Below are 26498 nucleotides of genomic sequence, written 5' to 3' on the forward strand. Positions count from 1 at the left end.
AAGCACTATGAAACCGGGCGATAAGGTAATTTGCATTAATGATAAGATAGATCCGGAAAAAATGGACGAGATACGCCGCGATTTTGAGATCTGGATAACCAAAGATAAGGAGTACACCATTCGCGAGGTACTGGATAACAATGGTATAGTGCCCGGGGTATTATTGGAAGAAGTGCATAACTTTCCTAAATTTTTTAAATTAATAAATCGTTTCCAGGAACCGGCCTTTGCTACCTGGCGTTTTCGTAAGCTTAATTACGCAACCCAACCCGCCGAAGCCCTTAGCGAAGTTGAAGAATTGGTTGAACATGGCGTAAAAGAGCGCGAAGAAGTTAAAACAAAATAAAAACCTTAATTAAAATCTGCCCGTAAAAGCATCATAGAACTACAGCCAGAGGCATGCGTTATATATATGATTTAAATGCCATTTAGCATAGGCACCTCACATCAATAATTGTAATCTTCCGCTGCCCCTGTTTCAACAAGTTGGGTTAACATTGCTTTTAAAAGGGCTTCGCGGGCCCACTGCTGCTCAACCGGCGATGCATCGCTTCGATACCACTGTAGCGGGGTATCGATCTCGATCCGGGCTTTATAGGCAAAGTTTTTGGTGGGGTGCACCTTGGTACCCTCGTAGCTATTCAGATTTTCGGCTTTAATAATCCTGGCAAAATCGCGTGTGCGGATGTCCAGCTGCAGGCATTCGTCAATCGAATTTTTAAAATCCTGTTTGTCCTCCAGCCAAAGCGTAAGCAATTCATCGTTAAGATCGTGCTCGGCTATGGTTATCCGGCTGTAATCGTAATCAACTGATATAATGAGCCACCAGAGCTCGCTTTTTAATTTTTGCGAAATTTTTATCATGGTATTGGTTATTGGTTTGTTATTAAATAATGAATATTATCTATTAAAGGGCGGCATCCAGCCGGGCATGTATTTTTGAATCTCTATGATCTGGTCTTTATATTTTTCGCAGGCAGCCTCATATGCTTTGAAGCGGATCAATGATTCATTACTATTTAAAGCGTCATTATTGTGGCGACTCTCACCATCCCGCGATTGTTGGCTTAAGGCCGAGAATGCTATATACATCATACAGTTTAGGTAATTATGGGTTGATATTATTTCTTTATTTTTATTTACAATTTCCTGTATTACAACAAGAGCTTATTCTTTATTTAACTTGTAAAAGGTTTTGTTTTTACAATAATTTAATTTACCTTAGCTATCATCAACGAAACAAATATACAGAATAATCTTTATTTAAATCAAGAAAAATCTTTAAAAACTTTTCAACATGGAAGAAGGATCAAAACCCAACAAAATAAAGACTATCCGACCCGAAACACTCGAGTTTATCATTCTATACAATCAATTAAAAGGAAAAGCCTTTGGCGGAAATGCGCAACTGGCAGAAATATTGGGCTTTAATTCAACAAGCTCCATTACCGAGATCATGAAGAGCCGGCAGAACATCGATCCAGAAAAACTCCGTATTTTTAAAGAATATTTTAAAGATTACATTTCAGGAGAAAAAAGTAAAAATTTTTCTGAACAAAAACCTGTAAAAAAACAGAGTGAAGGCATCCCGATGTACGAAATTTCGGCTACAGCATCGGGTGTTGAGGTATATAATGACATTAACGATTCGCAGCCGGTAGGCCACATGAACTTCCCCGGTATTGAAGATTGCGACTTTGCGCTACCGGTTTGGGGCCATAGTATGTACCCCTACCTCGAAAACGGCTGCTGGGTTGCACTGAAAATAATCCATGATAAAAAAATATTGCCAGGCGAGGTTTATTATATTGAATGGGGCGATTACAGGATGTATAAACGCCTGCTGGCAGGCGATAGCCCCGACGAGGTAATTGCACACTCGGATAATACCACCGAAATGATTGGCAACCGCTTAAAATATGCGCCGTTCATTATCAAGGTAAATGATATCAAAAAACTTTGCCTGGTTAAGGATATTCACAAAAAACATAACCACTAAACCGGGTTACAGATACATCCTTTTAATAAAATCATTCGTTGCTATTCGAAAACAGGGCTGCAATTTAGCCCTGTTTTTTTATGTAGTTAATTATAATGCTTATTTGTATTATGCTGTAGCTATCCATGCAATACAGCCGGTCATTAAGGTGTAATTTGTAACACTATAATTAATCATCTATACAACATTTCTACAACTCTACTGTTAAATATTGATTAATGTTAATTATTGATAAAAAATGTGTTTTGCAACCTTATACCGTATTAAATCACCCAAAAGTAGTAGCCAGATTCATTTTAATGCAACAATTAAACTTTCAATTAAAAACATTCCTAAAAGTTGTATTTAATTTGTAAATTCAGGCTTTAGAATTAAAACAGGAAACTTAAAAGCAACCTACGCCTTGGTAACAAAACATCTATCAAATGCAAAACAATATTCTACAATATGTTGCTAACGAATTCAGCGTAGGGAACTGGGCTCAGAACACGGCGTTTTATACGTTGATATTGCTTTTAAGCTGGGTTTTAGTTGTACAAATGAAAACAAGTGCCCGCCTGAGCACCAAAAAGAAACGCGCGGTTAAATAACGCTGCAAATACGCTTTGCTACAAAACACCAGCTTCCTGTTTTAAACTTTCTTTATTTTAGCGGTGCTCAATTTAGTTTTTCAAGCATGATCATTCGCCGCGCCACCTCTAATGATATTCCTCAGATAATGAACCTCGTAGCCGGTGTGGTACCTGTAATGATAGCTGCCGGCAATTTTCAGTGGAATCAGGATTATCCCAACGCCGAAGTTTTTGCAGATGATATCAGCCTTAACCAGCTTTGGGTAGCTGAGATTGACGGGCAAATAGCCGGCGTATCAGCCATCACCACCGATCAGGACGAAGAGTATGCTGATGCCGGCCTCGATATTACCCAAACTGCCATCGTTACCCACAGACTTGCAGTAAGCATTCATCACCAGGGCCGTGGTGTGGCCGCTGCACTTTTACAACAGGCCGAAACAGAAGCACAAACCAGGGGAATTAAAGCGCTCAGAGTTGACACCAACACCGCAAACCATGCAACACAAAAACTGTTTCCTAAATTGGGTTATAGCCTGGCCGGAGAGATCAGTTTAAAAATACGCCCCGGCCTTAGGTTTTTATGTTATGAAAAAAGGATTGAATAGTTTATAATAATAAGATTGCCAGTACCATTCCTTATCTTACTAAAGAAGCGTTCACCAAGGTAAATTATGGTTACCGCCGGTAGGTTGTGCCTCAGCTTGAATTTAACTTACTTTTCCATTAACCAGCAGGTTTTCAATTAACATATCAATTTCGATAAACTTGTTGACAATGGTTAAAATATCTTCTTTAAGAAAATCTAAATCAATTAATTTCCATCCCTGCATCAAAGTTTGCGGTCCGAATTTCATACTAACGTTTGGCCAATTGTGATCAATACTTTTAAACTCCTCTCTAAAGTCTTCAGCAAATTTTCTGCTGGTTAGGGCGTAACCTTTAAGCTTGCTTAACTTTAATGCATGGATGTTGTAAAACAGTTTATGCTCTTCAATACCGGCATTACTAATCCAGATGGAGAAAAAAATTGCAGGCCCGGTTTGCGGTTTTGCATCCGGGTTATTTGCCCAATGCTGTTTATGTAATCTTAAAACTACGGCGTTTAACCAAACGCCGGTTTCCACTTGCAACTGCTTTTGATGTAATAGTTTTGGGTCAAGTTCATCAACAGCTTGCCGAAATAAGGATAAATAAAAAGTGCTATCCATGCTATGCTAAACTAAAATGTATAACATATCGAAAATAAGTTAAATTCAAACCGAGGCAGCATCGGCCTGTAATTTTTTTAATACTTACCAACAGTTATCAACAATAAGCTGATTTATCAACATATTCGGCACGTTTATTCTTTATTGTATTATATTTATTTTAATTATAAACCGCCAGGCACCCTCCGCCAGGCAATAATAAAGAAAGAGACGACGATGGATCCTATCATGATGCTGGTAATTGCGGCTATTATTGCTGCTATTATTTTGGTTGAATTTAACAAACAACAAAACACCAAACCAGGCGACAACGGCCACATATCGGCCGATGTACAACAACTGTACCTGTTAAAGGCCGCCGAACACAAAATAGAAATTATTGAAGATCTGCAAAAAAACAGCGGTATTGTAAGCAATGCTACTGTGAATAATATTGAAGAAGAATTAACCTATTTAACTTCGGCGTTTGAAAAAGGAGATATCCCTTTAAAAGAGTTTAATCTTAAACTTGATAGCCTGCTTAATAACCTTGATAATACTTCACTGGCACAAGCTTCCTGATAACCGGTTTATCCGAAACGGGCTATGATTATGGGTTTACCCCTGATTTAACAGGCATATTATTTTAATATCACCACGTAGCCTGACAATGGCTTTTTGCCGTCCTTAAGATCAACCGTATAGTAGTAGGTGCCTGCGGGTAATTCATAGCCATTAAATGAGCCATTCCAGTTTTTGGCGTAACCTACCGAGCTGAAAATTCCGGCCCCAAACCTGTTGTATACATTTACCCTGCAAGCAGGATAAGCTGCGAGGCCCGGGATACTCCAGGTATCATTAACGCCGTCGCCGTTAGGGGTAAAAGTATTGGGTATAACCATTTGCCCGGCTACTGTTACTTTAACATCGGCAAAGGCCGGGCAGCCGCCGGTTGATGTTACTGTTAAGGTATAAATTGTGGTTTCTGTTGGCGAGGCAACAGGATTTGCTATGGCCGGGTTACTTAATCCGCTGGTGGGCGACCATGCGTAACTCACTATACCCGGCGATAAATCGGGTGATAAAATAATACTTTCTCCTTTTTTTATACTAACATCGCCATTAAATGATACTGAGGGAAGGGCCCCTGTTTGAATAACTAATTCATTGCTAACGCCGGGAATACTACATTGAGTAGCGTTGCTAACCGCGCAGATTAGGCGGTCGCCGTTTTTAAGAGTGGTACTTTTAAACTGGTAATTATTTGAACCAACATTAACATTATTCAATTGCCACTGATATGTTGCATTGCTGCCCGCATTAGTTGGTGCTGCTGTAAAAACCTGCTCTGTACCTTCACATACGGGGGCCGATGGCCCTGAGATAGTTACTGTTAAATTAACCGGGGTAGTAAACAATGGCGATACCGATAGAGATTTTACCGTTGCCGGGCCGTTTGTGCAGTCGCTTGTATTGGTAAGCTCAACAACTACCTGGTCGGTAGCGGCAAGGTTAGCTGAAGTGGTAAATGTTGCGCCGCTATAATTTTGGTTGATATTATTGATAAACCAACGATAAGCAGGGTTAACACCTCCATTTACCGGATTGGCTACAAAAACCACCGGCTTATCCGGGCAATCTGTATTGGGTTGCGATATGGTTACCGTTGGCGTTAGCGGCGATTTATATAACGGAGATAACGGTGCGGATGTTACCGACGGCGATGTGGTACAATCGCTGGTATTGGTAAGTTCAACAGTTACCTTATCAGCAGCCTTTAAGGTGGCCGGTGCGGTAAATGTTGCCCCGTTATAATTTTGATCGATATTGTTAATAAACCAGCGGTAAACAGGATTAACTCCTCCGCTAACCGGGTTGGCTACAAAAACCACCGGCTTATCCGGGCAATCTGTATTGAGTTGCGTTATGGTTACCGTTGGCGTTAGCGGCGATTTATACAGCGGGGATACCGGTGCGGATGTTACCGACGGCGATGTGGTACAATCGCTGGTATTGGTAAGTTCAACAGTTACCTTATCAGCAGCCTTTAAGGTGGCCGGTGCGGTAAATGTTGCCCCGTTATAATTTTGATCGATATTATTAATAAACCAGCGGTAAACAGGATTAACTCCTCCGCTAACCGGGTTGGCTATAAAAACTACCGGCTTATCCGGACAATCTGTACCGGGTTGTGTTATGGTTACTGTTGGTGTTAGCGCTAATTTGTATTTTGGTAATACAGGTGCGGATGTCACCGATGGAGATGTGGTGCAATCGCTGGTATTGGTAAGTTCTACCGTTACTTTATCGGCCGCCTTTAAGGTGGCCGGTGCGGTGAACGTTGCTCCGTTATAATTTTGATCTATGTTGTTAATAAACCAGCGGTAAACAGGGTTAACGCCTCCACTAACCGGGTTCGCTACAAAAACCACCGGCTTATCCGGACAATCTGTACTGGGTTGTGTTACTGTTACTGTTGGTGTTAGCGCTAATTTGTATTTTGGTAATACAGGTGCGGATGTCACCGATGGAGATGTGGTGCAATCGCTGGTATTGGTAAGTTCTACCGTTACTTTATCGGCCGCCTTTAAGGTGGCCGGTGCGGTGAACGTTGCTCCGTTATAATTTTGATCTATGTTGTTAATAAACCAGCGGTAAACAGGGTTAACGCCTCCGCTAACCGGGTTGGCTACAAAAACTACCGGCTTATCCGGGCAATCTGTACCGGGTTGTGTTATGGTTACTGTTGGCGTTAGCGGCGATTTATACAGCGGGGATACAGGTGCAGATGTTACAGATGGCGATGTGGTGCAATCGCTGGTATTGGTAAGTTTAACAGTTACCTTATCGCCCGCAACAATGGTAGCCGGAGTAAACTCGTCACTATTAGTTCCTTGTGCATTGTTGTTAACATACCATTGGTAAACCGGGTTGATACCGCCATTGGTAGGCTTTGCAATAAATGTTACAGGCTGTCCGGGACAATTGGCAGGGCTTTTTTGTTCGGCAGTTACACCCGGCGTTACTATTGACTTCACCACCCCACTTACCGGTACCAGAACATCAGTAGCCCCGGTTGATTTTAAAATCACGTCGCCGGTAGGGTTGCCGATGGGGGCGGTAGCTGCCAACCTTACATAAACAGTAATTCCGTCACCATCGGGTGGTACCTGCAAATCAACAAGAGGAATGATCAGGCTGTTAGCATACCCGGCATTAGGCTGTAACGACACCTCAAAATTGGCAGGAGCTATAACCAGCACATCATCGGTGAGGTTTACTTCTGATACTGCAAACTGCTGATAATTTAGCGATACAGAACCAACACAGGCCGTTACTACACCACTAACATCGCCCACGCTAATTGTCGGCGGCGCCACATCAGCAACCTCAATACTTAACGTAAACTTACTGCTGCCGCCGGCATTATAGGCGATAACGGTATAATCAGTACGCGGCCATAAAACTGTTGGGGTACCAGTAATAATGCCGGTACGCCGATCGAAGGTTAAACCGGTTGGTAATGGCTTATCAATAGTATAACCTGTTGCTATAACCTGTTTAATAGAGTTTTTGCCATATTCGGCTACATACAGGTTACCATCGGGGCCTACAGTTATACCATAGGCACTGCTAAAAAGCACGCCGTTACCGGCACCTGTATCAACACTTACCGGCCCGCCTTCTGTTACCGTTTTAACCTCGCCATCGGGCGAAATCTGGCGCACAGTACCGATCCCTGTATCTGTTACATATACATTACCCGATGCATCCACGGCAATCCCAAACGGCCCCTGGAAACCGGCAGCCGTTCCGTTGCCATCGCCGCTGCTGTAAGTACCATTACCCGCTATTGTTGAAACAAAACCATTGGGTGTAATTTTACGGATCACAAAGCCGCCCTGGTCGGCAACGTAAATATTGCCATCCTTATCAACCGCTATTCCGGCCGGTTTTTTAAACTTCGCTGCCCGGCCCTGGCCATCCGCAGTGCCCGCCGAGGGTTGTCCGGCAAGGGTGAACACATAACCCGTTGGAGAAATTTTGCGGATAGCATTGTTTCCATCTGTTACGTACAGGTTATCGTCCTTATCAATAGCAATACCGTTAGGATTAATAATATTGGCTACATTACCGGGTCCATCGGCCGTACCGGCCTGGTTAATACCGGCAAATATCGTAACCGTGCCCGATGGTGTAATTTTAAGGATGTTATGATTGCTGTAATTGGCTACAAACAGATTGCCGGCTTTATCCTTCACCACCCCGTGCGGGTTATTAAGCTTAGGCACATTAAAAGGCGGGCCAGGCAAGGCATCAGTCCCTAATGAAGTTACCTGTCCGCTCGCGCTGATCATCCTGATCCCTCCCCCGCTTTCGGCAATGTAGGTATTGCCATCCGCATCCATACTGATGCCGTAAGGCAGTTTAAACTGTGCATTAGCTGCATCGCCGTTTACGGTACCAAACTGGCCGGTACCTGCCACAACTTTGGTTTCGCCATAAATAGTTGCCGGAACATCGCCGCCGGTGTTGGTTGGCTTTAACGGCAGGATAGGGATATTTCTTACATACACATTGGGTGTAGTATATTTGATATCAGGCTTAGCTACCACAGGTGGTGAGGTATCATTAGGCTTAACCACCGCTATTCTTACTGTAGTTTCGCTACTGCCTGATTCATTAAAAGCTATCACCGTATAATCTGTAGCCGGAGATTCGTTTATTGGCGTACCGCTTATTTTACCGGTAGCGGGGTCAAAATTAAGACCAGCAGGCAATGGCTTATCTATAAGATATCCCATGGTTACCATTTTCCGGATTATATAATTTCCGTTGTCAACAATATAAGCAGCCCCTTTAAAAAGCGTTATTCCCGTGGGGCCTAAAAATTTAGCCTGCTTTCCTACAGCATCCTGAAATCCACCGGTATCGCCGGCCACTGTAATTACTTTACCTGATGCAGTTACTAATCTAATGGCATTATTATAAGTATCTGCAACATAAAGATTCCCCCCCGCATCTACCTTAATATCTATTGCACCAGAAAAACTTGCCACATCGGCCTGGCCATCGGCAAAACCAGTTTTTCCACTGCCTGCAATCGTTACCACCTTCCCATTCGTTCCTATTTTCCGGATTTTGTTGTCATTAAAATCAGTCACATACAAACTCCCAGCTTGATCGATTGCAATACCGTAGGGACTACTGAACGTAGCAATTAATTTATCCCCATCTTGCGAACCAGGCGCTCCTGTTCCGGCAAATGTTGAAACCAACGCACCTGGGTTTATCTTTTTTATTTTATTGTTTATAAAATCAGAGACATAAACATTACCGTTGTCATCAGCAGCTACAGCCATTGGGAAATAAAACTGAGCCTGGCTGCCCATACCCTCAACATCACCCTGAATGTTCACTTGCCCGGCGAGTGTGCTGGCTACGCCTGCCCGCGTAATTTTACGAACCACGTCGTTTCCGTAATCTGCCACATACAGGTTTCCGGCATTATCAATGGTTATGCCATGAGGTGACCTGAACTGGGCATTGTTTCCCTTACCATCATGATAACCCCAACTGCCACTACCTGCATAAGTACTAACCTGGTTTAACGTAGAGATTATTCGTACGATGCCAGATTGTTCATCAACTACATAAAAATTTCCGGTAACATCATTTGTGATACCCCATGGCCCATCAAACAAAGCCGTAGTTAATGATCCGTCATTAGTGCCACGCAATCCGGGCTGGCCGGCAAATGTACTTACTGTACCATATACAGTTGCAGGCACAGCTCCGCCTGTGTTGGAAGGACTTAAAACAGTAATAGCCGAACCCACCGTGTACGGCTGCGGATTAGCATAAACAATGTGCGGTGCCTGGCCAAAGCCTGCAGTAACAACCAGCCCGAGCAAAAATGTAATAACCACCTGTTTTAATAAAGTGTGCATGATGTTAATTTATATGCAAACTCAATTTCACAGACCTTGCGATATGGGGTACGCAAATATCAAAGATCATTAAATTGGAGTAAGGTTAAAGCAACGTATTTAAGTTCAGGATTTTATCAAAACCCAACAAACACACTAAATTAATGCTTTTCCAATCAATTTGCATAAACTATATTCATTTAGCATGATTTGAATTATAAACCGGCATAAAACAAAAAAGCCGGACGGTGCCGGCTGATATGTTTAAAAAAGAATAACGTTTTTCAATGATTAATTGCGCCTGAAGTTGCCTTTCGAGCCTCCGTTGTTAAAACCAGGGCCTTTATCTTCAGCCACGTTAACGGTGATTCTGCGTCCATAATAGTTTGCGCCGTTCATGCAACGGATTGCTTCCTTAGCTTCGTCTTCGTTAACCATCTCCACAAAACCAAAACCCTTACTCTCTTTTGTTTCGCGGTCTTTAATAATTCTGAGCGATTTAACAGGCCCAAAGTCACCAAAAACTGCTGTTAATTCGGCCTCATCTACTTCTAAAGGAAGACCTGCAATAAATACTTTCATCAATATTTTTAAATTTATGCAAAGATACAAAAAAAGCCGCGGATTACCACGTCGGGAGAAATCAAACGCGCAGAGGTAATGGCTTTTTTACCTTAGTATTACGAAGTAAAAGAGATGTTAAAAAAAGATTGCGCAGTTAAAAAAGATTATTTCAATTGCAATTCAAAACTACCTTCCACCCTATAAAAAGGCGAATCGGATTTATCGTCTTTGGCCAAAAATGTAAAGAATGTACCCTTGGCTATCATGCTTTCGTGATTGTATTCCTCCATATCAATTTTTCCAAAATCCTGCTGTCCGGCATATTTGGTAAGCGTGTATTGCAGCAAAGGTTTCTTTTCGTCAACCTTAAATAAAAACTGGCTGCCGGCAACATCACTACTTTTTTTAACCGATGCCAAACCCGACGAGCTTATCCCGAAACTCATGTTATGAGCCTTGTTGATAGCGGTAATACCAAAATATTTATTATCACCGTCCTGCACATTAATAAAAGCAATAGAATCTTTAACAGCATCAAATATATAGGTCGAATCTTCGATGGTAACTTTTAACGATCCCTTACCTGCCAGGAAATTGCCTGGGGTGTTGATGATATTTACCGCAGATACACTATCCTTACTGGTAACAGCCGCTGTTTTAGCCTCGTCCAGATCCTTCACTTCCGAATCTTTCTGACAGGAAGACACAGCCACCGAAACGGATAACATCAGTAAAAAAAACCATTTGGTAAAGCTGTTACGGATCATAGGCTTATTGGTGCTTAAACATACAATAAATTAATTACAAATTTCATCAAATAGTATTGGGCAATTAAATTTTTAACGTTTTTTAACTTACGGCTTACAATTAGCAATTTTCGTGCTATTTCATTCATAATTAGGCATAAAATGTCACTTTTACAAAAAATGCAAAAAACACTTTTACAACCGCCTGTTTTTAGGAGAAATTTGAAAAAAATATATCATTTTAAAAACAGGAAAACCAGGCTAAAACCCTGCTGGTCAAAACGTCATACAGTTTAAAACACTTCGCCTACATTTATGAACAGGCCTTTAGAGCCCTGGCGACCGAAGCCATAATCAATAGCGATGTTGGTTTTTGATACTTTATTAAGTTTAACCCTGAGGCCCGGACCGAAACCTGGCTGAATACCCTGCAATGCCGTACCCGGCGCGGCCGAAAACGATTGCGCGTTGGCAAACACCACACCGCCAAGTAAGCCGTTGCGGGTTATTTTAAACCGGTATTCGCTTTCGAGGTAAACCATTTGCGCACCGCGAAACCTGCCCTGGATATATCCGCGACCGGTAGTGAAATTAGGATCGTGCCCGGTGGCCGGCAAATCAAGATAAGCCGGGCGACCATGAATGATCAGCCAGTTGTACGACCAGAAGGCCAGTACGTTATCTGATTGTTCGGGGAAACGGAAATACTTGCGCACATCAATAATTAATGATCGCCAGGCGGTTGTGCTGCCTAAAAACGTGAAGTTATCACGATATTGGAGCGAACTGTAAAAGCCTCGCGAGGCATTGATCGGATTATTCCGGCTATCATACAATGCACTGAAGGTTATACCTGTGGATATTGATTTGCTTACCGGGCCGTACCGTTCAAAATCTGACGCCTGCCCGTTTAGCTGTCCTTTTTCGTACATGTTCCACCTGTCGTCAAAAATATAGCCCAGCCCGGCAAAAAAGTTACCTTTTATATTGCGCAATACTGTTTCGTGAAACCTGAAAAAACTATAAACCAAGGGATTTTCGTTGGCTATATTGGAATTACTTCCTAAACCAAAACTACTTTGCGGGTATTTGTAAAACCTGAAATCGCCGATAAGATCATATTTATCATTCTTCAGCCAGATGTTGGATTGTATAGGAATAATCACCTGCTTATTTTGCGTATAGGCAGGGTTTATGGTAATGGTGGAGATGCGCGTTTCAGGTGCCATTCTGAAAATAACGTTGCCTGATATAGTACCTGCAAAACCCGTTTGCAGCGTATACCCCACCGCCGGGATAATGGATATAACCGGTTTTGACGTAACAGAATCAACCTTACCCGGCTTTTGGTTTTCATGAAAAACAGAACTGATCACGTCAAAAATATCGCGCTCAAAAGTGGTATCGGGATGGGTTACCGGTACGGTATCTTTATATTTTGTATGCCCTATGGGTATATATCTTTTATCCTGGGCACGCGCGGCAACAGCAATCAGTAAACCTGCGAAAATTAAAATACTTATTTTGTTAACACCCATTTATAATTATTTAACCGCAGGGGAGATTAAAGGTTTACAACTGCAAGTATAAAATAATTATTGATTATTTGTTTTGAAGATGTTATTGCGCTTTAAGCCGCGGATCAAAAGTGAACTTGCTAACATTGCCGATGGTTATTTTATCATAATCGGGATGAGCCGGGTTAAACAGGTAGTTATACTCAAGCTCGATAATGGCCGATGGTACTTTTAAAACCGCCGTTTCCATTTTACGCAGCCAGGTATCGCCAAGCATTTGGGTTATGGGATAATTGATCACCTTGTGCCAGTCGTCATTTAATTTACGAAGCTTTTCTATCTTAATTTCAAAAACAGGCAAATCATCGGGTACATTAAAAATAATCACCGAAAAATCGCCGGTGTATAAAGAAGTTCCGGGTGTATGCACCAATTTTTCCAAACATGAAAGTGCCAGCGAGCCCCCGGTATAGATCATATATTGCCCCAACGAATTCCAGCGGCCATCAATGCCAGGCCCCTTACGATCGTAAGCGTATTTGGTTTGGCTTATTCTATAAACGTTCAACAGACAGATTAATTTAAATCAGCAAGCGTCACTAACTCGCTAAATCAATAATTCACTAATTAACATTACGCAAGCACACCGTAATCAATACGGATTAGCTGGCTTATAACAATGCTGATGCCGGTAATGGAATCGAGCAAATCATAAGGGATGGCATCAATACCCGGATTATAATGTTTTAGCCAGCTTTTAAACTCATCAGGCGAGCCAAAAGTATCCATACCTTTATCAAAAAGTTCAAAAAGCTGGATGATATGTTCGCTAAGGCCCTGGTTTAAATCATGAGGGCTTTGCAAATGTTTACGCAGAGTAGGCTCGGTAATATGCAGCCACCTGGCAATATCGCTTTGGGTAGCACCGGTTACTTTTAATAAATCAGAGATAGAGTTTGAGCCCAAACCATGTTTTATAGCCCCTAACTTTGCCAAAGGCGATTTAAAATAGGTTTCGTAAGGCACCAGCAGATCATTAAAAGCCTGCATGGGCGCTTCGGTAAATACATAAGGTTTGGATGGGGCCTGCCCTACCCTGGCCTGGATATCCGTATCACGATTTTTCACTGATTTGCTCATACACAAATGTAAATATTTTCTATTTAAATAGAAAATATTTACATTTGTTTTATCACCCCAAAAAGTATGTCAATTTATTACCAAAAAAATTAGCATATCTCAAAAAAGCTTCGTATCTTTGATTATTCTTTTATGCCATTCGGCATTTTAAACATAATGAAACCTGATTTATTATCCTGCAATAATGCCGTCCGGGCCGGGCAGTTTATTGATGCATACTTCACCTATATTGAAGGTGAATACCATATTGAACAAAAACCAGTAAAAGTTACCAAAGACCATGTAGAAACCGTAGATCAAAAAATATGGGATCGCCCTCCCGAGCCAGCCACCATATCGGGCCTGGCATTTTACCTCGGCTTTAACAGCCGCGATGAGTTGGAAGCCTACCGCACCGGCGGTGCCTTCGCCGATGTATTGAAACGTGCAGTACTCCGCATTGAAGCCAGCTACGAAGTTGCCCTGCACCAAAATGCCACAGGAGCCATGTTTGCCCTAAAAAGCATTGGCTGGAATGAAAAGCCGCCGCAACCCGCGGGCAATGCCGAAAATAATAATATCCTGAAAGTTGAGATTATCAATACAGGTCCGCCGCCTGCCGGCAACGAAAAAGACGTTTCGCTGTAAAACCCGATTCTAACCCATAAGGCAAAACCTAAACCATGACCGATGAAACAACAATAACTGATGAGATTTTTACAACGCCCGAAGGTTTTAATTGCTCGATACTGTTTAAACAAAACTACCAGGCTATTGCGCATATTGTAATTAACCAGGGCGGTACAAGCAGCGGTAAAACTTTTGCTATTGAACAGGTGCTCTTTTGCCTTGCCGGCGAAAAGCCCAAACAAATAATTACCATTGTTGGGCAGGATATCCCCAACCTTAAAGCAGGTGCCCTGCGCGATGCTTTAAACATATACCACAGTTCGGAAATACTACAGGGTAAAATAAAAAGTTACAACAAAACCGACCGTACCTTTGAATTTACCAACGGCAGCCTGATAGAGTTTAAAAGCTATGATAACAGCCAGGATGCCAAATCGGGCAAGAGGGATTACCTGTTTATAAATGAAGCCAACGGTATAACATGGGATGTGTATACTGAACTGGCCCTGCGCACCAAAAAGCGTGTATTTATTGATTATAACCCCAATACCGGCTTTTGGGCGCACGAGCATTTGATAGGCAAACCGGGCGTACAACTCATTGTATCCGACCACAGGCACAATCCATTCCTTACCAACACCATGAGGGATAAAATAGAGGCCTTAAAAAACGTGGACCTTGAATTATGGAAAGTTTATGCCCGCGGCCTCACCGGTAAAATAACCGGGCTGGTGTTTGGCAACTGGTACATTTGTGAGGCCATCCCCGCCGGTGCTAAACTGATAGCCCTTGGCCTTGATTTTGGTTTTACCAATGATGAGACAGGCTGCCTGGAACTATACCTGCAAAACGGCGAGCTATGGGCTAACGAGCTTTTTTACGAAACAGGCTTAACCAACCCCGATATCTCGGCGCGCTTAAAAAGTGCGGGAGTTGGTTTTAATAACGAAATTATTGCCGATAGCGCCGAACCAAAATCGATAGAAGAGTTGAAGCGGCTTGGCTGGCGGATAACTGCCGCCAAAAAAGGTGCTGACAGCGTTAAAAACTCTATCGATATCCTGAAGCGATATAAAATTAACGTAACCCGCGATAGCGTAAACCTGCGTAATGAGCTTAACCGGTATAAATGGCGTACCGATGCATCTGGCAAAACCATTAACCAGCCGGTGGATAACTGCAATCACCTGATTGATCCGCTCCGGTATATCGCCCTTAATAAATTAAAAATAGGCCATACCGGTAAAGCGCAATCACGCCTGCCGGTTACAGCAACTGCGCAGCAGCCAGATATGCTAAGCGGAATGCTTTAACCCTGATCTCATCAGCACAAAAATAAAACGAATCAACACCTCAACTAAATGATAGAACGTACCTTAAAAACCATCGGCGGAAAGTTGCGCGTAGCTATACCCACGCAACTGGATGAAATAACACTTGGGCAAATGATGGACCTACAGGAAAAAACTGATGCACAAGACATTGAGGCCATCAGTATTTTAGCCAACATCCCGGCCAATGATCTTAAAAATGTTGTTAATTATGATGACTTTCATGAGCTTGGCGAGGCCATACTTTCACTGGCCGGCCAAATCAGGTATTTGTATCATTTAGATACCGTACCCAAAGAAGTTGTTTTCAAGCTGCCCGGCAATGCAAACGCAGCGCGAAAGATAAAAGTGATGCAAAGCCTATCGGTTGAGCCGGTTGGCGCATTTATGGCCGCCCGCGATATCATTGCCGAAGAGATAAACGATTTTATAAAAAAGCATGGCGAAGATAGCTGGCAGGACCATTTCAATCCATCATTAAAAGCATGCTGCCAGGTGCTTGCCCAATATTTTTACTGCCGAACCACGGGCAAACCCTACAACGAGTACGAGGTCGATGAATTTATAAACCAGGTAAAGCAAATGCGGGTAACGGAGGCAATGCCCATAGCCAAACATTTTTTTCACTGTTATCCCAACTTATCGAAACCGAAAACAAGCTTCTGGCATCGGCTTCTACCCCGCTCGAAAAAAGGGCAGGCATCCAGGCCTTCGAAAAATTTAAATATATCAATACCATAAACGCCCTTGCCGGCGGCGACGTAACCAAATGGGAAACCATCATGAATCTGCCCTACGAGCGGGTGTTAACCAAACTACTGCTCAATAAAACCGAAGCCGAATATCAAAAAAGATACAGCGAGCTTGCTACTCAATCATAACATTCAATACCAAATCATTCGGCCTATCCCTGTTGGCCTATCATTTATTTTACCAAACCCATCTTCAGGGCGGCGGGAATTATTACCATGCGTAACCAGATAGAAGCCATAGTGCAAACCCTTAGCGGCAACCCAACCTTTGCCTACGGCACCCAGACCGAACTTAATGTGATAGCCGATGATATTTCATTCCCCTGTGTGTTTCTTTACCCCCTGCAGGGTATCGAGTTATTGCCGCAGGTTAATGGCTCGGTTGATAATGCATCCACACTTTATCTTGAGTTTTTGTTTAAAACAGAATTCGGGCAGTTTACGGCCGATAATGAAACATATATAACCCAGGCCCTGCAGCTGGCCAACGAGTTTATTGTAAAAGCTTCCACCTATCGCGAAGGCGAAGGCCGGTATTTTAAAGTAAAGGCCGGGCAAAAGGTCAAATGCGTACCGGTTTATAACAAGCTTGATGTAAATACAAGCGGTATTGGCTTAACCATTACACTTTCAACCATGTATTTCGATAAGTTTTAGGTCTGCCGATATCAACCACAAACAGTTATTTAATCCATTTTATCAGCAATGAATATAACAGCCCGAATTGAAGAGATAAACATATCCACCACCTACCCCGACCAAAACGGCGGCCAGATTGATAGCGGCGATGTGTACATCGGCATTTATGATGCCGATACCAACCAATCTGCCAACGGCAACAATTGCGAGGTTACCTACCAGTTGAATAACGAAGGTTCCCTGAGCACTTTTACAGTTGTTATTCCCGGTCAGTCGTACCTGCTTTACTCGGGTACCATACGCGACAGTAGTTACAGCCCATCAGGCGATCAGATTTACAGCCATTGGGTTGCCTATTCCATCGTATCCGTAAGGCCAGGTAATAATCCCTCGCCAAATCCCGGGGTGTGCAATCTTTCCATAAACCATATCAGCATTGATAAACCCGAATCGGCCCCCGGCGCGGCAGATGCCCGTATTACCGTTAGTGCATCAACAAGCTATGCGCCCATTTTGTATAGTATTGATGGCGGCCTTAACTGGCAAAGCTCCGCCGCTTTTTCGGGGTTAAGAGGAGGCACGATTCAGGTTATGGTGAAAGACAATAACCCACTGGGATGTACAGATACCGCTGCCATCAGCATCCCGATATTAACCAATCTGCTAACCGGCGATCCCTCGGTTACACTCCCTAACGGATACGTTTCCCGTTGGAATGCCGCTTTTAATCCCGTAGTATTCACTTATCAACGTAAAGATTTCAGCATTAAAAGTATATTAGCCAATGCAGACGGCGGCCACGCAGAAATTACTGTAAACGGCAACTTTAATGATCCTGCTACAGGCAAAACGAAGATTAAAATTGGCGATAAAATCTATATCAGCACAAACAACTACAATGGCGTTTACCTGGTAGAAAAAATAACCGGCAGCAACAGCATTGTAATTGATGCGTCCTACTCGGGTAATGCCACATCGGGTTTTGTTAATATAAACAGCATGTATCCTTACTATGAGTTGTATACCCGCATAACTTATACCGATGTATTAACCGGTAACACAAACACCATCAAATCAATAAACCGGCCCGATAACACGGGTTTAATCCGTACCGATATATCCAACTTTTTGCAAAGCCTGGTACGCCCGGTTGATAACAGTAACTACACGCTGGCCGATATCAGGGATACCAACCTATGCAGCAGTTATACCATTGAGTATGCCCAACATTATGATGACGGCACCGATGAGGGCTTTACAACCACCTACAGCCAGATCCCTAACCCTTATTATGTGTTGTTTGCCGCCAAACAACTGGGTGATAAATATGGCGGAAACATGGCTGCTTACGTACCCAACACCTATCCCAATGCCGAACCTGCGCTATGGATAACCGATTTTGCGCAACCAGCTTATTCGGTAGGGTACCCGTTTGATATCGGTTTTATTTTTACCGATCAAATGGCCGGATTGCAACCCTACTGCCAGTTAACATTGCTTGATATAAACCGGAATGAGTTACCGGGTGGGGATACACCATCGTCACTCCAAAACGAAGATGGCAGCTGGATCATTAACGAAGATGGCAGTAAATACATCATCGGTAATCAAACAACATTTAAAATTCCTTTAACCGGGGGTACCGGTTTACACAGGCTGATGGTTAGCGCCAATTTTCCACCGGAGGCTTTTTACTTTACTGCGCAGATCAAATACGGTGAAGGCTTAACTTTCACGGCACTCACAAAACCGCAAATCATCAGGATAGACGATGCGGTTGACGATAACTCTGTTTATTTACGCTGGATAGGCCTTAAGGGCTCGTGGAATTATTATCGCTTTGTATATAACCAGGAGGTAAGCCTCGATGTGCAAAACGCGGTGATCATTAAAAACTATGTACAAAACTGGGAAACCCAGCAGGGTATTGAAGAAGTGATAAGTAAAAGCGCCGGACAAAAGATGAAGGTAATGGCCGAAGATCTGTCGGTTAACGATATTAAAGGACTTCAATCCATTAAATACTCACCCAAAGTGCAGATGCTGGTTAATAAAAACCCGGTAAAATGGCAAACTATCGTTATCAATACGGCAACTTACAGCGAGTACGAAACCCGCAACGGCCAGGCTCCGTTTAGCGTTACTTTTAATATGCCATCTATCAATATACAAACACAATAAACAGCTATTCCCGTTTAAAACTAATGTTGTCTATCCCCCGGTAATGATCGCCGTTTAGGGTAATTGAACTTTCGTAGCTTACTTCAAGCGAACTGTTGGTTAGCGTGATTACAGTATAGGTACCCTCATAAAAAGCAGGTGTAGTGCGGTTAATTACCAGTACATTGCCATTTAAAGTGTATTTGTATTGAATTAACGCGGTTTCGCCGGATGGGGTAAAATTTGAGGTATAACCGGAACCATCGCTACCGAAAACTTCAAAATCTGCAGGTGTATAGTTAGCCCGCGAGGTATCTTTTACCAGTACCTCATTTTTGTAGGTACGTGTTTGGTATTTTTTAAGATACCATTTACCTACTATGCCGGGAGCAGGCTCAGCGGCATTTTTATCCTTACTGCAGGCAAACATGCAAAGCACAGGTAACAACAAAACAAGCAGGTATTTTGATAATCTCATGCGCCTGGGGGTTTAAATAACCGGAATTGGTGAGTAAAATAAATCTACACAATTTATTGCTTATAAATCAGCAATAAGCATTTTAAAGAAGCGATTCATCAATATGCAAACGCAATAAAGAGCTATTCCCGTTTGTAGGTGTAATTTTCTATCTCACTTAAACGGGTTGTTGCTGTGGATATCGACGTTTCAAAAGTTAATTCAAGGGAACTTTGTGTAAGCTTAATTACGGTATAGGTAAACTCGGGAGAACCGGGTCTTGTGTCGGTAGTCTTTAGCAAATTTCCATTCAAAGTGTATTTAAATGTGAAGATTGCGGACCCGGATGATTGAGGCCACGAAACATAACCCGAACTATCGCTGTTAAAAACCTGAAAATGTGCAGGTGTATAATTAGTTGCCGAAGTATCTCTGTATAGCACGCCGTTTCTGTAAAAGCGTGCCCGTGTTTTTTTCAGATTCCATTTACCAACTATCCCGCCGGGCTGTTCAACGGCATCTTTATTACAGGCAAACAGCAATAAAGCCATTAACAGTACAACAGGCGGGTATTTCCGAAATCTCATTTGCTTTGAAGGTTTTGTGATAAGTAATTAATTAACCCAATAAACCTACGCAATTTATTGCTTATAAACCAGCTATAACATTTACATGAACCAGCTACAGCTTTATATTAATGATCAGCTTGTTGATCTGAGCGACGACAGTCCCATTGCCCTCACCTTCCAGATTAATAACCTGGCCGAGGTTAAAAACCAACAAGGCAACACCAGCAACCAGTTTAAACTGCCGTTAACGCAACGCAACAGGCAAATTTTAGGCTTTCCGGATGATATTGCTTTTACCACCGGCTTGCCTTATGATAACTACCAGGCCAAAATAGTGCAGGACGGGCTCGAAATTATCCCTTACGGTTTGGCCGTGCTTAACGGTATTGAACAGGATAGTGCCAATATTACCGTACTAAGCGGTAATGTTGATTTTTTTGATGCGCTCGACGGCAAAATATATGACATGGGCGACAGCAGCAGCCAGTGGACAAATTATGGCCAAAACCTGGCATGGAAGGAATACGATCATGAATGGGGATTGAACGAGATTGTTACATCACAAACCAAACAGGATGGCTGGATCTGGCCGGTGATCGACTACGGATTTATAACGCCCGATTTTGATAAGCCGATTGATATTTTTACCATGCGGCCCGGCTTTTTCATTAAAACCGCTATCGATTTAATGATAAAGAATACAGGCTATAAAGCCCGCGGATCGCTGCTGCAAAACAAACTTTACCCCAAACTCATCTGCCAGTTTGCCAATGATAATTTTGAACACGGTACCGATTATCAAAACTCGACCGAAGGTACAGGCAAAGCCGCTTCACTATTGTACGTTACTTCCGAACAGATCACCATTGATGGCGGGCAGCTCGGCATGCATGCCAACAGCCATACCGACGAAACCCGGCCCATAGGTTTTGCCGAATATCATGCAACAACCAAACGGGTTAAAGGCACTGCAAGTGTTATTTTTGATATGGATATGCACGGCATTGCCAATACCGGCGATAACGGCTATTTTGAACTTTATATCGACTATCGCGACGCCAACGGAAATGCCAGCCATGCCGAAACGCTTACCGTTAACTTTACCGATAAAGCCTACCCTGCCGGCGCTCGCGAACGCACTGAAAACTTTAAAAATTTGAAGGTAACGCACGAATTTGACCTCGCCGAAGGCGATTCGATATTTATCTCGTTCCATTTACACCGTTACAACACTACTGTTTTTATCCACAAGGGAGCTACTTTTAGGTTTGATGTTGATCAGAAACAGCTTTTATACGGGCAGAAAGTGCAATGCGAGCGGATTTTTCCGGATATCAGCCAAAAAGATTTGTTGAAAGATGTATTGCAGCGTTTTGGTATTGTTTGCCAAACCGATAACAGCAAGCGTATCGTATCCTTCAACTCATTTGCCGATATTGTTGCCAATATTCCTATTGCCAAAAACTGGACCGGCAAAACCTTAAACCAGGGTAAGGCCATCAGCTTTCAACTCGGCGGTTATGCGCAGGTGAATAATATGAAACATAAAGAGGATGATAACGTACTGCCTAAAAACTTTGCCGATGCGCAAATTAAAGTAGCCGATAAAACATTGCCGGCCTCGGCCGATTTATTTGAAAGCCAGTTTGCACCATCCCTAAATACGCCCTATACAGGGGGCTCGGTAGCCCAGATAAAAAAGGCAGATCCGGATGCCGACGCCAACGATTTTACCATAAGCACATCCCCGCGAATATTGATAGATCAGAAATTGGATTTGCGTAGCCTCAAGAATTATCCTACAGTAAAATTTACCGACGGCGAAAAAACAGCAGAGGTAAACGATATCATATCTGTACCTTATTTTTATAAGCCCGATGGCGAGTACAACCTGTGCTTTGCCGATAAACCCGGAACCGGCGGAAAAACTTTACCTGGTTTAAAAAGTAATTACTACCGCGAACTTGAAAAAATCCTTACACGCACAAAAAAGGTAGTACGGTACTTTTTGCTGAATCCACGCGATATACTGGAGCTTGACTTGCTTGTACCTGTCTATATTGAACAGGATGGGTGTTACTATTATATTAATAAGATTGATAGCTGGCGGGCGGGGCAGCCAACTAAGGTTGAATTAGTAAAAATGGGATAGCTGTGCAAGGCTGCATTATCGATATAAATAAAAATTATTTTTGGGCTTGATTTTAACAAAAATAATTATTTTTACTAAAAAAAATAGCAAACTTAAATCATGTCACAACAATCAAACAATCATTCAACAACGGCTAAAAGTAAAAAGAGATTATGGATTGGAGGAAGCATACTCATAATTGTATTATGCCTGGCGATATTCAATTTTGACACCATAAGCGAAATTTACACCTACCTTTTCAATACAACACATTTTGAAAAAGGAGACAAAGTGTATGCACCCGAAGATTATTTTGATCCAAAGGGTTCTGGATATACAATATCTGTGTACAGATTAATACGCCCTTTAACATCCGGGGAAATAGACGACGATCTATCCTCTACATTTAATGATCGAAAAAAGGACAGGCTTAAAGAAAAATCCGATTTAAATAAAAAACCTTATTTAATAGCTGTAGGTGTGGGATATGTTAAAGATAAAATGCTAAAACAACACACAGCTTTATTAGGCACTTATTTGGATAAGGCTTTAATGTATGCAAAAATAAAGGAGGAGAATTTTGAAGGAACGGAGTTGTTTTACGCTATTAAGCCTAACATTAATAATATTGAAATGGGACCCGTACCATACGCTGATATACCCGAAACTTATACCCTCGCCGACAGTGCCTATTATATTTCACCGTTTATTACAGGGAAACAGGAAGCATCTGTATTTAAACGATAATCAATATTCAAAAAATAGCGTTTTCACTATATCCTTTCTATTTTAAGGCTTTGCGGTGAGTCTGCTCCACAAAAAAAATTGCATAGTTGCAGACGAGTGCTCTACAAACCGGCTGCAACTATGACCCTAATATAATCGATATACCAAAAGCTGAACGTATTTAAATAAATGAAAAACCGCTTGTTTAAATATGCCAAACAGCATTAAAAACATAAATTATGAGTGCTTACTATGATACACCCAACCTCAGCAGTGCTGACATCGAAAAAGCAAATAAATACACCGAAGCGCTTAATGAACTAAAAAAAGCGGTAATTGGTGTGAACAGCAAAATGCCCGAATTTGCAAATGGAATGAAGGAGGGATTGATTGCCTTAGGCGAAAAACTGCCGGAGGTAGTAGATTCTATACAGAAACTAAATGCGCAAAATAAAGAACTGGCCGCATCCGGGCAAAAGCCAAAAAGCATTTTAAAGGAGCTTGGCTCTGCATTTTTATCCTGGAATTCAGCGTTATCAATAGGAATTACGCTGATTGCAACGTACGGTCCACAGGTTTTGTCGTTTGTAGCTAAGCTATTTGATTCGGATAAGGCCAGGGCAGCTGCACAAGCGTTGAAGGATTATAAGGATATGATGGAAGCATTCACTCAAACAGTTTCCAGGCAATCGGGCGAATATATGGTGTTACTCTCGATAGCAAAAAATCAAAACCTTGCAGACGATGTAAGGCTCGATGCACTTCAGAAACTTATAGCACTCTCGCCAGATCATTTAAAAAGTTTAACGCTCGCTAATATCAATACAAAAGAAGGCACAATAGCTATAAATGAATACACAGACGCACTAAAACGAAAAGCGATTGAAGAGGCAGCTCAATCTAAAATGGCCGAGGTGATAAAAGATCGGATGGATATAACAGAAGGATATCAGGCGGCAAAAAAAAGAGTAGAAGATTACAGGGCCCACCCTGATCATGCAAATAAAAAAAATTATAAAGGAGGGATATATAATGTAAAGCAGGATGCAGAGGACGAATACAAGGAATACGCTGAAAAAGACGCAGAAATTGTAAAAAGAATGAACTCAATTAATAGTATTGTTGAGCAGCAGCTTAAAAGTTTCACATCTAAAACTCAAACTCAAACCCCGGCAAAGTTAACCGGAAAAGCCTATTGGGACAAAGTACTATCCGATCAACAGGACGAACTAAACAAATTAGATGCCGCGGCAAAGGACTATAAAGTAAAAGCCCAACCCATTATCGAAAAAATAAAGCAAACCAGGCAAACACTATTAGCGTATGAAGTAAAGATTGATGAGCCGAAAGGCCGCGACAAATCAGGTAAAACTGATGACACTGCCGAAGCGCTGAAAGAACTTTCAGAATCAAAAGATCGTGAAGCTGAAATTTTGCTTGGCAACTACGCCAAAGAAATTGAAAGCACCAATAAGCACTTTGACGACCTGAAACAACGTTATAAAAAGCACAAAGAAACCGTAAGCCAGTTAGAAAGTGAAAGAGTGGCTACCTTAGCCGGCATCAATCAAAAATTTCAAAATGAAGATCTCAAAAAACTGGAGGCATACCAGGAGCAACTAAACAAAGCCGCACGAGACTTTGGTAAAACGGCTGAAGAGTTGGGCTTACAACAACTAAGGGATGAACATACCACAAAAATTACTGAAATAACGCAACAAGCCGAAGATGCCGCAAAACAAAAATCTGCTATCCAAAAAAGAATCGATGATTTAAACAGGCAAGGGCGGAAACAGGAAGCAGATTCCCTCATTCAGGCACTTCAGTATGAACAGGATATTATTGACAAAGCTAATACTGTAAAATTGGAGGCAGATGAAAAATTTATTGCCGACGAGAAAAAAATAAAACAAAACATTGAAAAGGGTAAAGCACAAAAAGTTTTTGATGAAAAGCAAAACGATCTTCAAACCGGTATAGATAATGCTCACGAAGATGGAAACTGGAAAAAAGAATTTGATCAAAAACAACGACTACTTGATCTGGAAAAACAACAGGCGATTACTGCAGCAGAAGGCAAAGAAAAAGCGCTTGAAAAAGTAACAAATGACTACCATAGAAAGCAACAGCATCTTGATAAAGCCCGGCTGGAAGCCCAGGCCGAAAGTCAAAGGAAATATTTAAAAACGGTTGACAGCCTTTCTAATGCCTTAACAAGCATTTTTGGAAAAAACAGTGCTGCATCAAGAGTTGCTTTCCGCGCTCACCAGGCAGCGGCTGCTGCTCAGGTTATTATTGATACCAAAAAAGCGATAATGGGCATTTGGTCTGCCGATGGTGCTATTCCGTTCGTAGGCGTTCCAAAAGCTATAGCCGAAACTGCGATTGTGGCGGCCGTGGGTGCATCATCACTGGCCTCTATTATAAAACAGAAACCGGGGTTTGCATCCGGTGGGCAATATATATCTGATGGTCGTGGCGCATTATTACCCGGCTATAGCCGCAGCGATAATACCAACGCTTATTTACGCTCGGGCGAAGCCATTATAGTTTCGGAAGCCATGCGTAATCCCTGGGCCCGCAACCTGGTGAGTGCCATTAACGTAGCCCACGGCGGCCGTGATTTTTCAATCCCCAATCCGGGCAGAGGTTATGCCATAGGTGGGATATTTACTGATGGCGGTAATGCCAACCGCTATTATAATCAACCGGTAAATGATGTTAAGGATCTGGCAAACACGCTGGCCTATCAAATGATCAACAACTTCCCTCCTGTTTATGTAGATGTAAAAGATATTAACACTCAGCAAAACATATTGGCACAAACCATAAACCGTGTAAATCTATAATTAAATTATGCCATTCAGCACACAAAACATACCTCTAACCTCTAACCTCTAACCTCTAACCTCTAACCTCTAACCTCTAACCTCTAACCTCTAACCTCTAACCTCTAACCTCTAACCTCTAACCTCTAACCTCTAACCTCTAACCTCTAACCTCTAACCTCTAACCTCTAACCTCTAACCAAAATGAATATCCAAACTGCAAACGCATTATTTGATGAAGGCGTATTTTCGGCCATGTACAAGGCCGGTTTTATTACCACCAAAGTGTTTATCTACCGCGAGATTTACCTATGGGTCAATGCCCAGGTAAAGGCCAGGCAGATCTCTAAAAACCAGGCAGTTTTAGAGGCTGAGGTAAAATTTGGCAAAGATGAGCGTACTATCTGGCGGGCGCTAAATTGCTTTTCGGAATAAACGTTACCCGGGTACTGACAAAACGCTGTCACCATATTCCACCGTTACAATGCCGATCTTTGTTTTGTACTTCTGATAGCAATATCACCCTATAGTTTTACAGGCAAAAGTATCCCGTCACTTACTGACAAAACACCGTCACCATCACAATAAAAAATACTAACGACCTTTGATGTATGCCCACCGGCATCCTACGGCCTGTA

The 26498-nt window shown here is 42.2% G+C and carries 25 protein-coding genes; 14 read left to right on the forward strand and 11 right to left on the reverse strand.

The genetic code is table 11. The annotated features are described in order from the left end of the window. The first annotated feature begins 7 nt into the window (after positions 1 to 7). A complete protein-coding gene (locus HYN43_RS14295; RefSeq protein WP_119409992.1) occupies positions 8 to 346 on the forward strand; it encodes a hypothetical protein in 339 nt (112 codons plus the stop codon). A gap of 101 nt (positions 347 to 447) precedes the next feature. On the opposite strand, the gene HYN43_RS14300 is transcribed toward HYN43_RS14295, so the two are convergent. Together HYN43_RS14300 and HYN43_RS30370 are read right to left on the reverse strand one after the other, a co-directional pair. Beyond that, positions 448 to 864 (reverse strand): hypothetical protein, encoded by a 417-nt coding sequence (locus HYN43_RS14300; protein WP_119409993.1) that lies wholly within the window; start codon positions 862 to 864, stop codon positions 448 to 450. Positions 865 to 900: 36 nt separating this feature from the next. After that, complete coding sequence (locus HYN43_RS30370) at positions 901 to 1095, reverse strand: hypothetical protein (RefSeq protein WP_162996478.1); 195 nt, start codon at positions 1093 to 1095, stop codon at positions 901 to 903. A gap of 202 nt (positions 1096 to 1297) precedes the next feature. Here HYN43_RS30370 and HYN43_RS14305 point away from each other — a divergent pair, with 202 nt between their 5' ends. The 3 genes from HYN43_RS14305 (at position 1298) to HYN43_RS14310 (ending at position 3179) form a co-directional block, all read left to right on the forward strand. After that, a complete protein-coding gene (locus HYN43_RS14305) occupies positions 1298 to 1999 on the forward strand; it encodes a S24 family peptidase (RefSeq protein ID WP_119409994.1) in 702 nt (233 codons plus the stop codon). A gap of 425 nt (positions 2000 to 2424) precedes the next feature. Continuing rightward, a complete protein-coding gene (locus HYN43_RS30375; protein WP_162996479.1) occupies positions 2425 to 2589 on the forward strand; it encodes a hypothetical protein in 165 nt (54 codons plus the stop codon). A 128-nt stretch (positions 2590 to 2717) separates the two neighbouring features. After that, on the forward strand, positions 2718 to 3179 hold the full coding sequence (locus HYN43_RS14310; RefSeq protein WP_245447272.1) for a GNAT family N-acetyltransferase: 462 nt from the start codon (positions 2718 to 2720) through the stop codon (positions 3177 to 3179). 102 nt (positions 3180 to 3281) lie between these two features. On the opposite strand, the gene HYN43_RS14315 is transcribed toward HYN43_RS14310, so the two are convergent. Next, positions 3282 to 3782, reverse strand: a complete 501-nt coding sequence (locus HYN43_RS14315) for a hypothetical protein (protein ID WP_119409996.1) — start codon at positions 3780 to 3782, stop codon at positions 3282 to 3284. Positions 3783 to 3998: 216 nt separating this feature from the next. On the opposite strand from HYN43_RS14315, the gene HYN43_RS14320 reads away from it, so the two are divergent. After that, positions 3999 to 4343, forward strand: a complete 345-nt coding sequence (locus HYN43_RS14320) for a hypothetical protein (protein WP_162996480.1) — start codon at positions 3999 to 4001, stop codon at positions 4341 to 4343. Between the two features lie 59 nt (positions 4344 to 4402). Here HYN43_RS14320 and HYN43_RS14325 read toward each other — a convergent pair whose 3' ends face one another. From HYN43_RS14325 to HYN43_RS14350, 6 genes are all read right to left on the reverse strand, one after another. Next, positions 4403 to 9712, reverse strand: a complete 5310-nt coding sequence (locus HYN43_RS14325; protein WP_119409998.1) for an NHL domain-containing protein — start codon at positions 9710 to 9712, stop codon at positions 4403 to 4405. 270 nt (positions 9713 to 9982) lie between these two features. Further along, positions 9983 to 10273: an RNA recognition motif domain-containing protein gene (locus HYN43_RS14330; RefSeq protein ID WP_119409999.1), complete on the reverse strand. Its 291-nt coding sequence runs from the start codon at positions 10271 to 10273 to the stop codon at positions 9983 to 9985. 146 nt (positions 10274 to 10419) lie between these two features. Further along, positions 10420 to 11022, reverse strand: a complete 603-nt coding sequence (locus tag HYN43_RS14335) for a hypothetical protein (RefSeq protein ID WP_119410000.1) — start codon at positions 11020 to 11022, stop codon at positions 10420 to 10422. Positions 11023 to 11294: 272 nt separating this feature from the next. Next, positions 11295 to 12539, reverse strand: a complete 1245-nt coding sequence (locus tag HYN43_RS14340; protein WP_119410001.1) for a BamA/TamA family outer membrane protein — start codon at positions 12537 to 12539, stop codon at positions 11295 to 11297. Positions 12540 to 12621: 82 nt separating this feature from the next. After that, positions 12622 to 13086 (reverse strand): RES family NAD+ phosphorylase, encoded by a 465-nt coding sequence (locus HYN43_RS14345; RefSeq protein ID WP_162996481.1) that lies wholly within the window; start codon positions 13084 to 13086, stop codon positions 12622 to 12624. 65 nt (positions 13087 to 13151) lie between these two features. Then, on the reverse strand, positions 13152 to 13658 hold the full coding sequence (locus tag HYN43_RS14350; RefSeq protein ID WP_119410003.1) for an antitoxin Xre/MbcA/ParS toxin-binding domain-containing protein: 507 nt from the start codon (positions 13656 to 13658) through the stop codon (positions 13152 to 13154). A gap of 156 nt (positions 13659 to 13814) precedes the next feature. On the opposite strand from HYN43_RS14350, the gene HYN43_RS14355 reads away from it, so the two are divergent. The 5 genes from HYN43_RS14355 (at position 13815) to HYN43_RS14375 (ending at position 19170) form a co-directional block, all read left to right on the forward strand. Continuing rightward, positions 13815 to 14285, forward strand: a complete 471-nt coding sequence (locus tag HYN43_RS14355; RefSeq protein WP_162996482.1) for a terminase small subunit — start codon at positions 13815 to 13817, stop codon at positions 14283 to 14285. A 35-nt stretch (positions 14286 to 14320) separates the two neighbouring features. Beyond that, positions 14321 to 15580, forward strand: a complete 1260-nt coding sequence (locus tag HYN43_RS14360) for a PBSX family phage terminase large subunit (RefSeq protein ID WP_119410005.1) — start codon at positions 14321 to 14323, stop codon at positions 15578 to 15580. Positions 15581 to 15628: 48 nt separating this feature from the next. Continuing rightward, a complete protein-coding gene (locus HYN43_RS14365; RefSeq protein WP_119410006.1) occupies positions 15629 to 16339 on the forward strand; it encodes a hypothetical protein in 711 nt (236 codons plus the stop codon). 227 nt (positions 16340 to 16566) lie between these two features. After that, complete coding sequence (locus HYN43_RS14370) at positions 16567 to 17007, forward strand: hypothetical protein (protein ID WP_119410007.1); 441 nt, start codon at positions 16567 to 16569, stop codon at positions 17005 to 17007. A gap of 48 nt (positions 17008 to 17055) precedes the next feature. Continuing rightward, positions 17056 to 19170 (forward strand): hypothetical protein, encoded by a 2115-nt coding sequence (locus HYN43_RS14375; protein WP_119410008.1) that lies wholly within the window; start codon positions 17056 to 17058, stop codon positions 19168 to 19170. 4 nt (positions 19171 to 19174) lie between these two features. Here the strand turns inward: HYN43_RS14375 and HYN43_RS14380 are convergent, their stop codons facing one another. Continuing rightward, the gene (locus tag HYN43_RS14380; protein WP_119410009.1) at positions 19175 to 19627 is read right to left on the reverse strand and encodes a lipocalin family protein; all 453 of its coding nucleotides are present in this window, start codon (positions 19625 to 19627) and stop codon (positions 19175 to 19177) included. Positions 19628 to 19749: 122 nt separating this feature from the next. Then, positions 19750 to 20193: a lipocalin family protein gene (locus tag HYN43_RS14385; protein ID WP_119410010.1), complete on the reverse strand. Its 444-nt coding sequence runs from the start codon at positions 20191 to 20193 to the stop codon at positions 19750 to 19752. A gap of 85 nt (positions 20194 to 20278) precedes the next feature. Here HYN43_RS14385 and HYN43_RS14390 point away from each other — a divergent pair, with 85 nt between their 5' ends. The 4 genes from HYN43_RS14390 (at position 20279) to HYN43_RS14405 (ending at position 26295) form a co-directional block, all read left to right on the forward strand. Then, complete coding sequence (locus tag HYN43_RS14390; RefSeq protein WP_119410011.1) at positions 20279 to 22327, forward strand: hypothetical protein; 2049 nt, start codon at positions 20279 to 20281, stop codon at positions 22325 to 22327. A gap of 99 nt (positions 22328 to 22426) precedes the next feature. Next, positions 22427 to 23053 carry a hypothetical protein gene (locus tag HYN43_RS14395; RefSeq protein WP_119410012.1) on the forward strand — a complete coding sequence of 209 codons (627 nt, stop codon included), beginning with the start codon at positions 22427 to 22429 and terminating at the stop codon, positions 23051 to 23053. A gap of 218 nt (positions 23054 to 23271) precedes the next feature. Next, positions 23272 to 25881: a hypothetical protein gene (locus HYN43_RS14400; protein WP_119410013.1), complete on the forward strand. Its 2610-nt coding sequence runs from the start codon at positions 23272 to 23274 to the stop codon at positions 25879 to 25881. A gap of 183 nt (positions 25882 to 26064) precedes the next feature. Continuing rightward, positions 26065 to 26295, forward strand: a complete 231-nt coding sequence (locus tag HYN43_RS14405; RefSeq protein ID WP_119410014.1) for a hypothetical protein — start codon at positions 26065 to 26067, stop codon at positions 26293 to 26295. Positions 26296 to 26498 lie beyond the last annotated feature (203 nt).

The organism is Mucilaginibacter celer (assembly GCF_003576455.2).
Classification (GTDB): Bacteria; Bacteroidota; Bacteroidia; order Sphingobacteriales; family Sphingobacteriaceae; genus Mucilaginibacter; species Mucilaginibacter celer.

What these genes read in the sequence shown, in the direction of transcription:
- HYN43_RS30375 (WP_162996479.1), top strand. Translation starts at nt 2,425, where the DNA reads ATGCAAAACAATATTCTACAATATGTTGCTAACGAATTCAGCGTAGGG.
- HYN43_RS14380 (WP_119410009.1), bottom strand. Translation starts at nt 19,627, where the DNA reads ATGAGATTATCAAAATACCTGCTTGTTTTGTTGTTACCTGTGCTTTGC.
- HYN43_RS14330 (WP_119409999.1), bottom strand. Translation starts at nt 10,273, where the DNA reads ATGAAAGTATTTATTGCAGGTCTTCCTTTAGAAGTAGATGAGGCCGAA.
- HYN43_RS14315 (WP_119409996.1), bottom strand. Translation starts at nt 3,782, where the DNA reads ATGGATAGCACTTTTTATTTATCCTTATTTCGGCAAGCTGTTGATGAA.
- HYN43_RS14305 (WP_119409994.1), top strand. Translation starts at nt 1,298, where the DNA reads ATGGAAGAAGGATCAAAACCCAACAAAATAAAGACTATCCGACCCGAA.
- HYN43_RS14365 (WP_119410006.1), top strand. Translation starts at nt 15,629, where the DNA reads ATGATAGAACGTACCTTAAAAACCATCGGCGGAAAGTTGCGCGTAGCT.
- HYN43_RS14335 (WP_119410000.1), bottom strand. Translation starts at nt 11,022, where the DNA reads ATGATCCGTAACAGCTTTACCAAATGGTTTTTTTTACTGATGTTATCC.
- HYN43_RS14360 (WP_119410005.1), top strand. Translation starts at nt 14,321, where the DNA reads ATGACCGATGAAACAACAATAACTGATGAGATTTTTACAACGCCCGAA.
- HYN43_RS14300 (WP_119409993.1), bottom strand. Translation starts at nt 864, where the DNA reads ATGATAAAAATTTCGCAAAAATTAAAAAGCGAGCTCTGGTGGCTCATT.
- HYN43_RS14310 (WP_245447272.1), top strand. Translation starts at nt 2,718, where the DNA reads ATGAACCTCGTAGCCGGTGTGGTACCTGTAATGATAGCTGCCGGCAAT.
- HYN43_RS14370 (WP_119410007.1), top strand. Translation starts at nt 16,567, where the DNA reads ATGCGTAACCAGATAGAAGCCATAGTGCAAACCCTTAGCGGCAACCCA.
- HYN43_RS14350 (WP_119410003.1), bottom strand. Translation starts at nt 13,658, where the DNA reads ATGAGCAAATCAGTGAAAAATCGTGATACGGATATCCAGGCCAGGGTA.
- HYN43_RS14400 (WP_119410013.1), top strand. Translation starts at nt 23,272, where the DNA reads ATGAGTGCTTACTATGATACACCCAACCTCAGCAGTGCTGACATCGAA.
- HYN43_RS30370 (WP_162996478.1), bottom strand. Translation starts at nt 1,095, where the DNA reads ATGATGTATATAGCATTCTCGGCCTTAAGCCAACAATCGCGGGATGGT.
- HYN43_RS14355 (WP_162996482.1), top strand. Translation starts at nt 13,815, where the DNA reads ATGAAACCTGATTTATTATCCTGCAATAATGCCGTCCGGGCCGGGCAG.
- HYN43_RS14385 (WP_119410010.1), bottom strand. Translation starts at nt 20,193, where the DNA reads ATGAGATTTCGGAAATACCCGCCTGTTGTACTGTTAATGGCTTTATTG.
- HYN43_RS14340 (WP_119410001.1), bottom strand. Translation starts at nt 12,539, where the DNA reads ATGGGTGTTAACAAAATAAGTATTTTAATTTTCGCAGGTTTACTGATT.
- HYN43_RS14375 (WP_119410008.1), top strand. Translation starts at nt 17,056, where the DNA reads ATGAATATAACAGCCCGAATTGAAGAGATAAACATATCCACCACCTAC.
- HYN43_RS14295 (WP_119409992.1), top strand. Translation starts at nt 8, where the DNA reads ATGAAACCGGGCGATAAGGTAATTTGCATTAATGATAAGATAGATCCG.
- HYN43_RS14325 (WP_119409998.1), bottom strand. Translation starts at nt 9,712, where the DNA reads ATGCACACTTTATTAAAACAGGTGGTTATTACATTTTTGCTCGGGCTG.
- HYN43_RS14395 (WP_119410012.1), top strand. Translation starts at nt 22,427, where the DNA reads ATGTCACAACAATCAAACAATCATTCAACAACGGCTAAAAGTAAAAAG.
- HYN43_RS14405 (WP_119410014.1), top strand. Translation starts at nt 26,065, where the DNA reads ATGAATATCCAAACTGCAAACGCATTATTTGATGAAGGCGTATTTTCG.
- HYN43_RS14390 (WP_119410011.1), top strand. Translation starts at nt 20,279, where the DNA reads ATGAACCAGCTACAGCTTTATATTAATGATCAGCTTGTTGATCTGAGC.
- HYN43_RS14320 (WP_162996480.1), top strand. Translation starts at nt 3,999, where the DNA reads ATGGATCCTATCATGATGCTGGTAATTGCGGCTATTATTGCTGCTATT.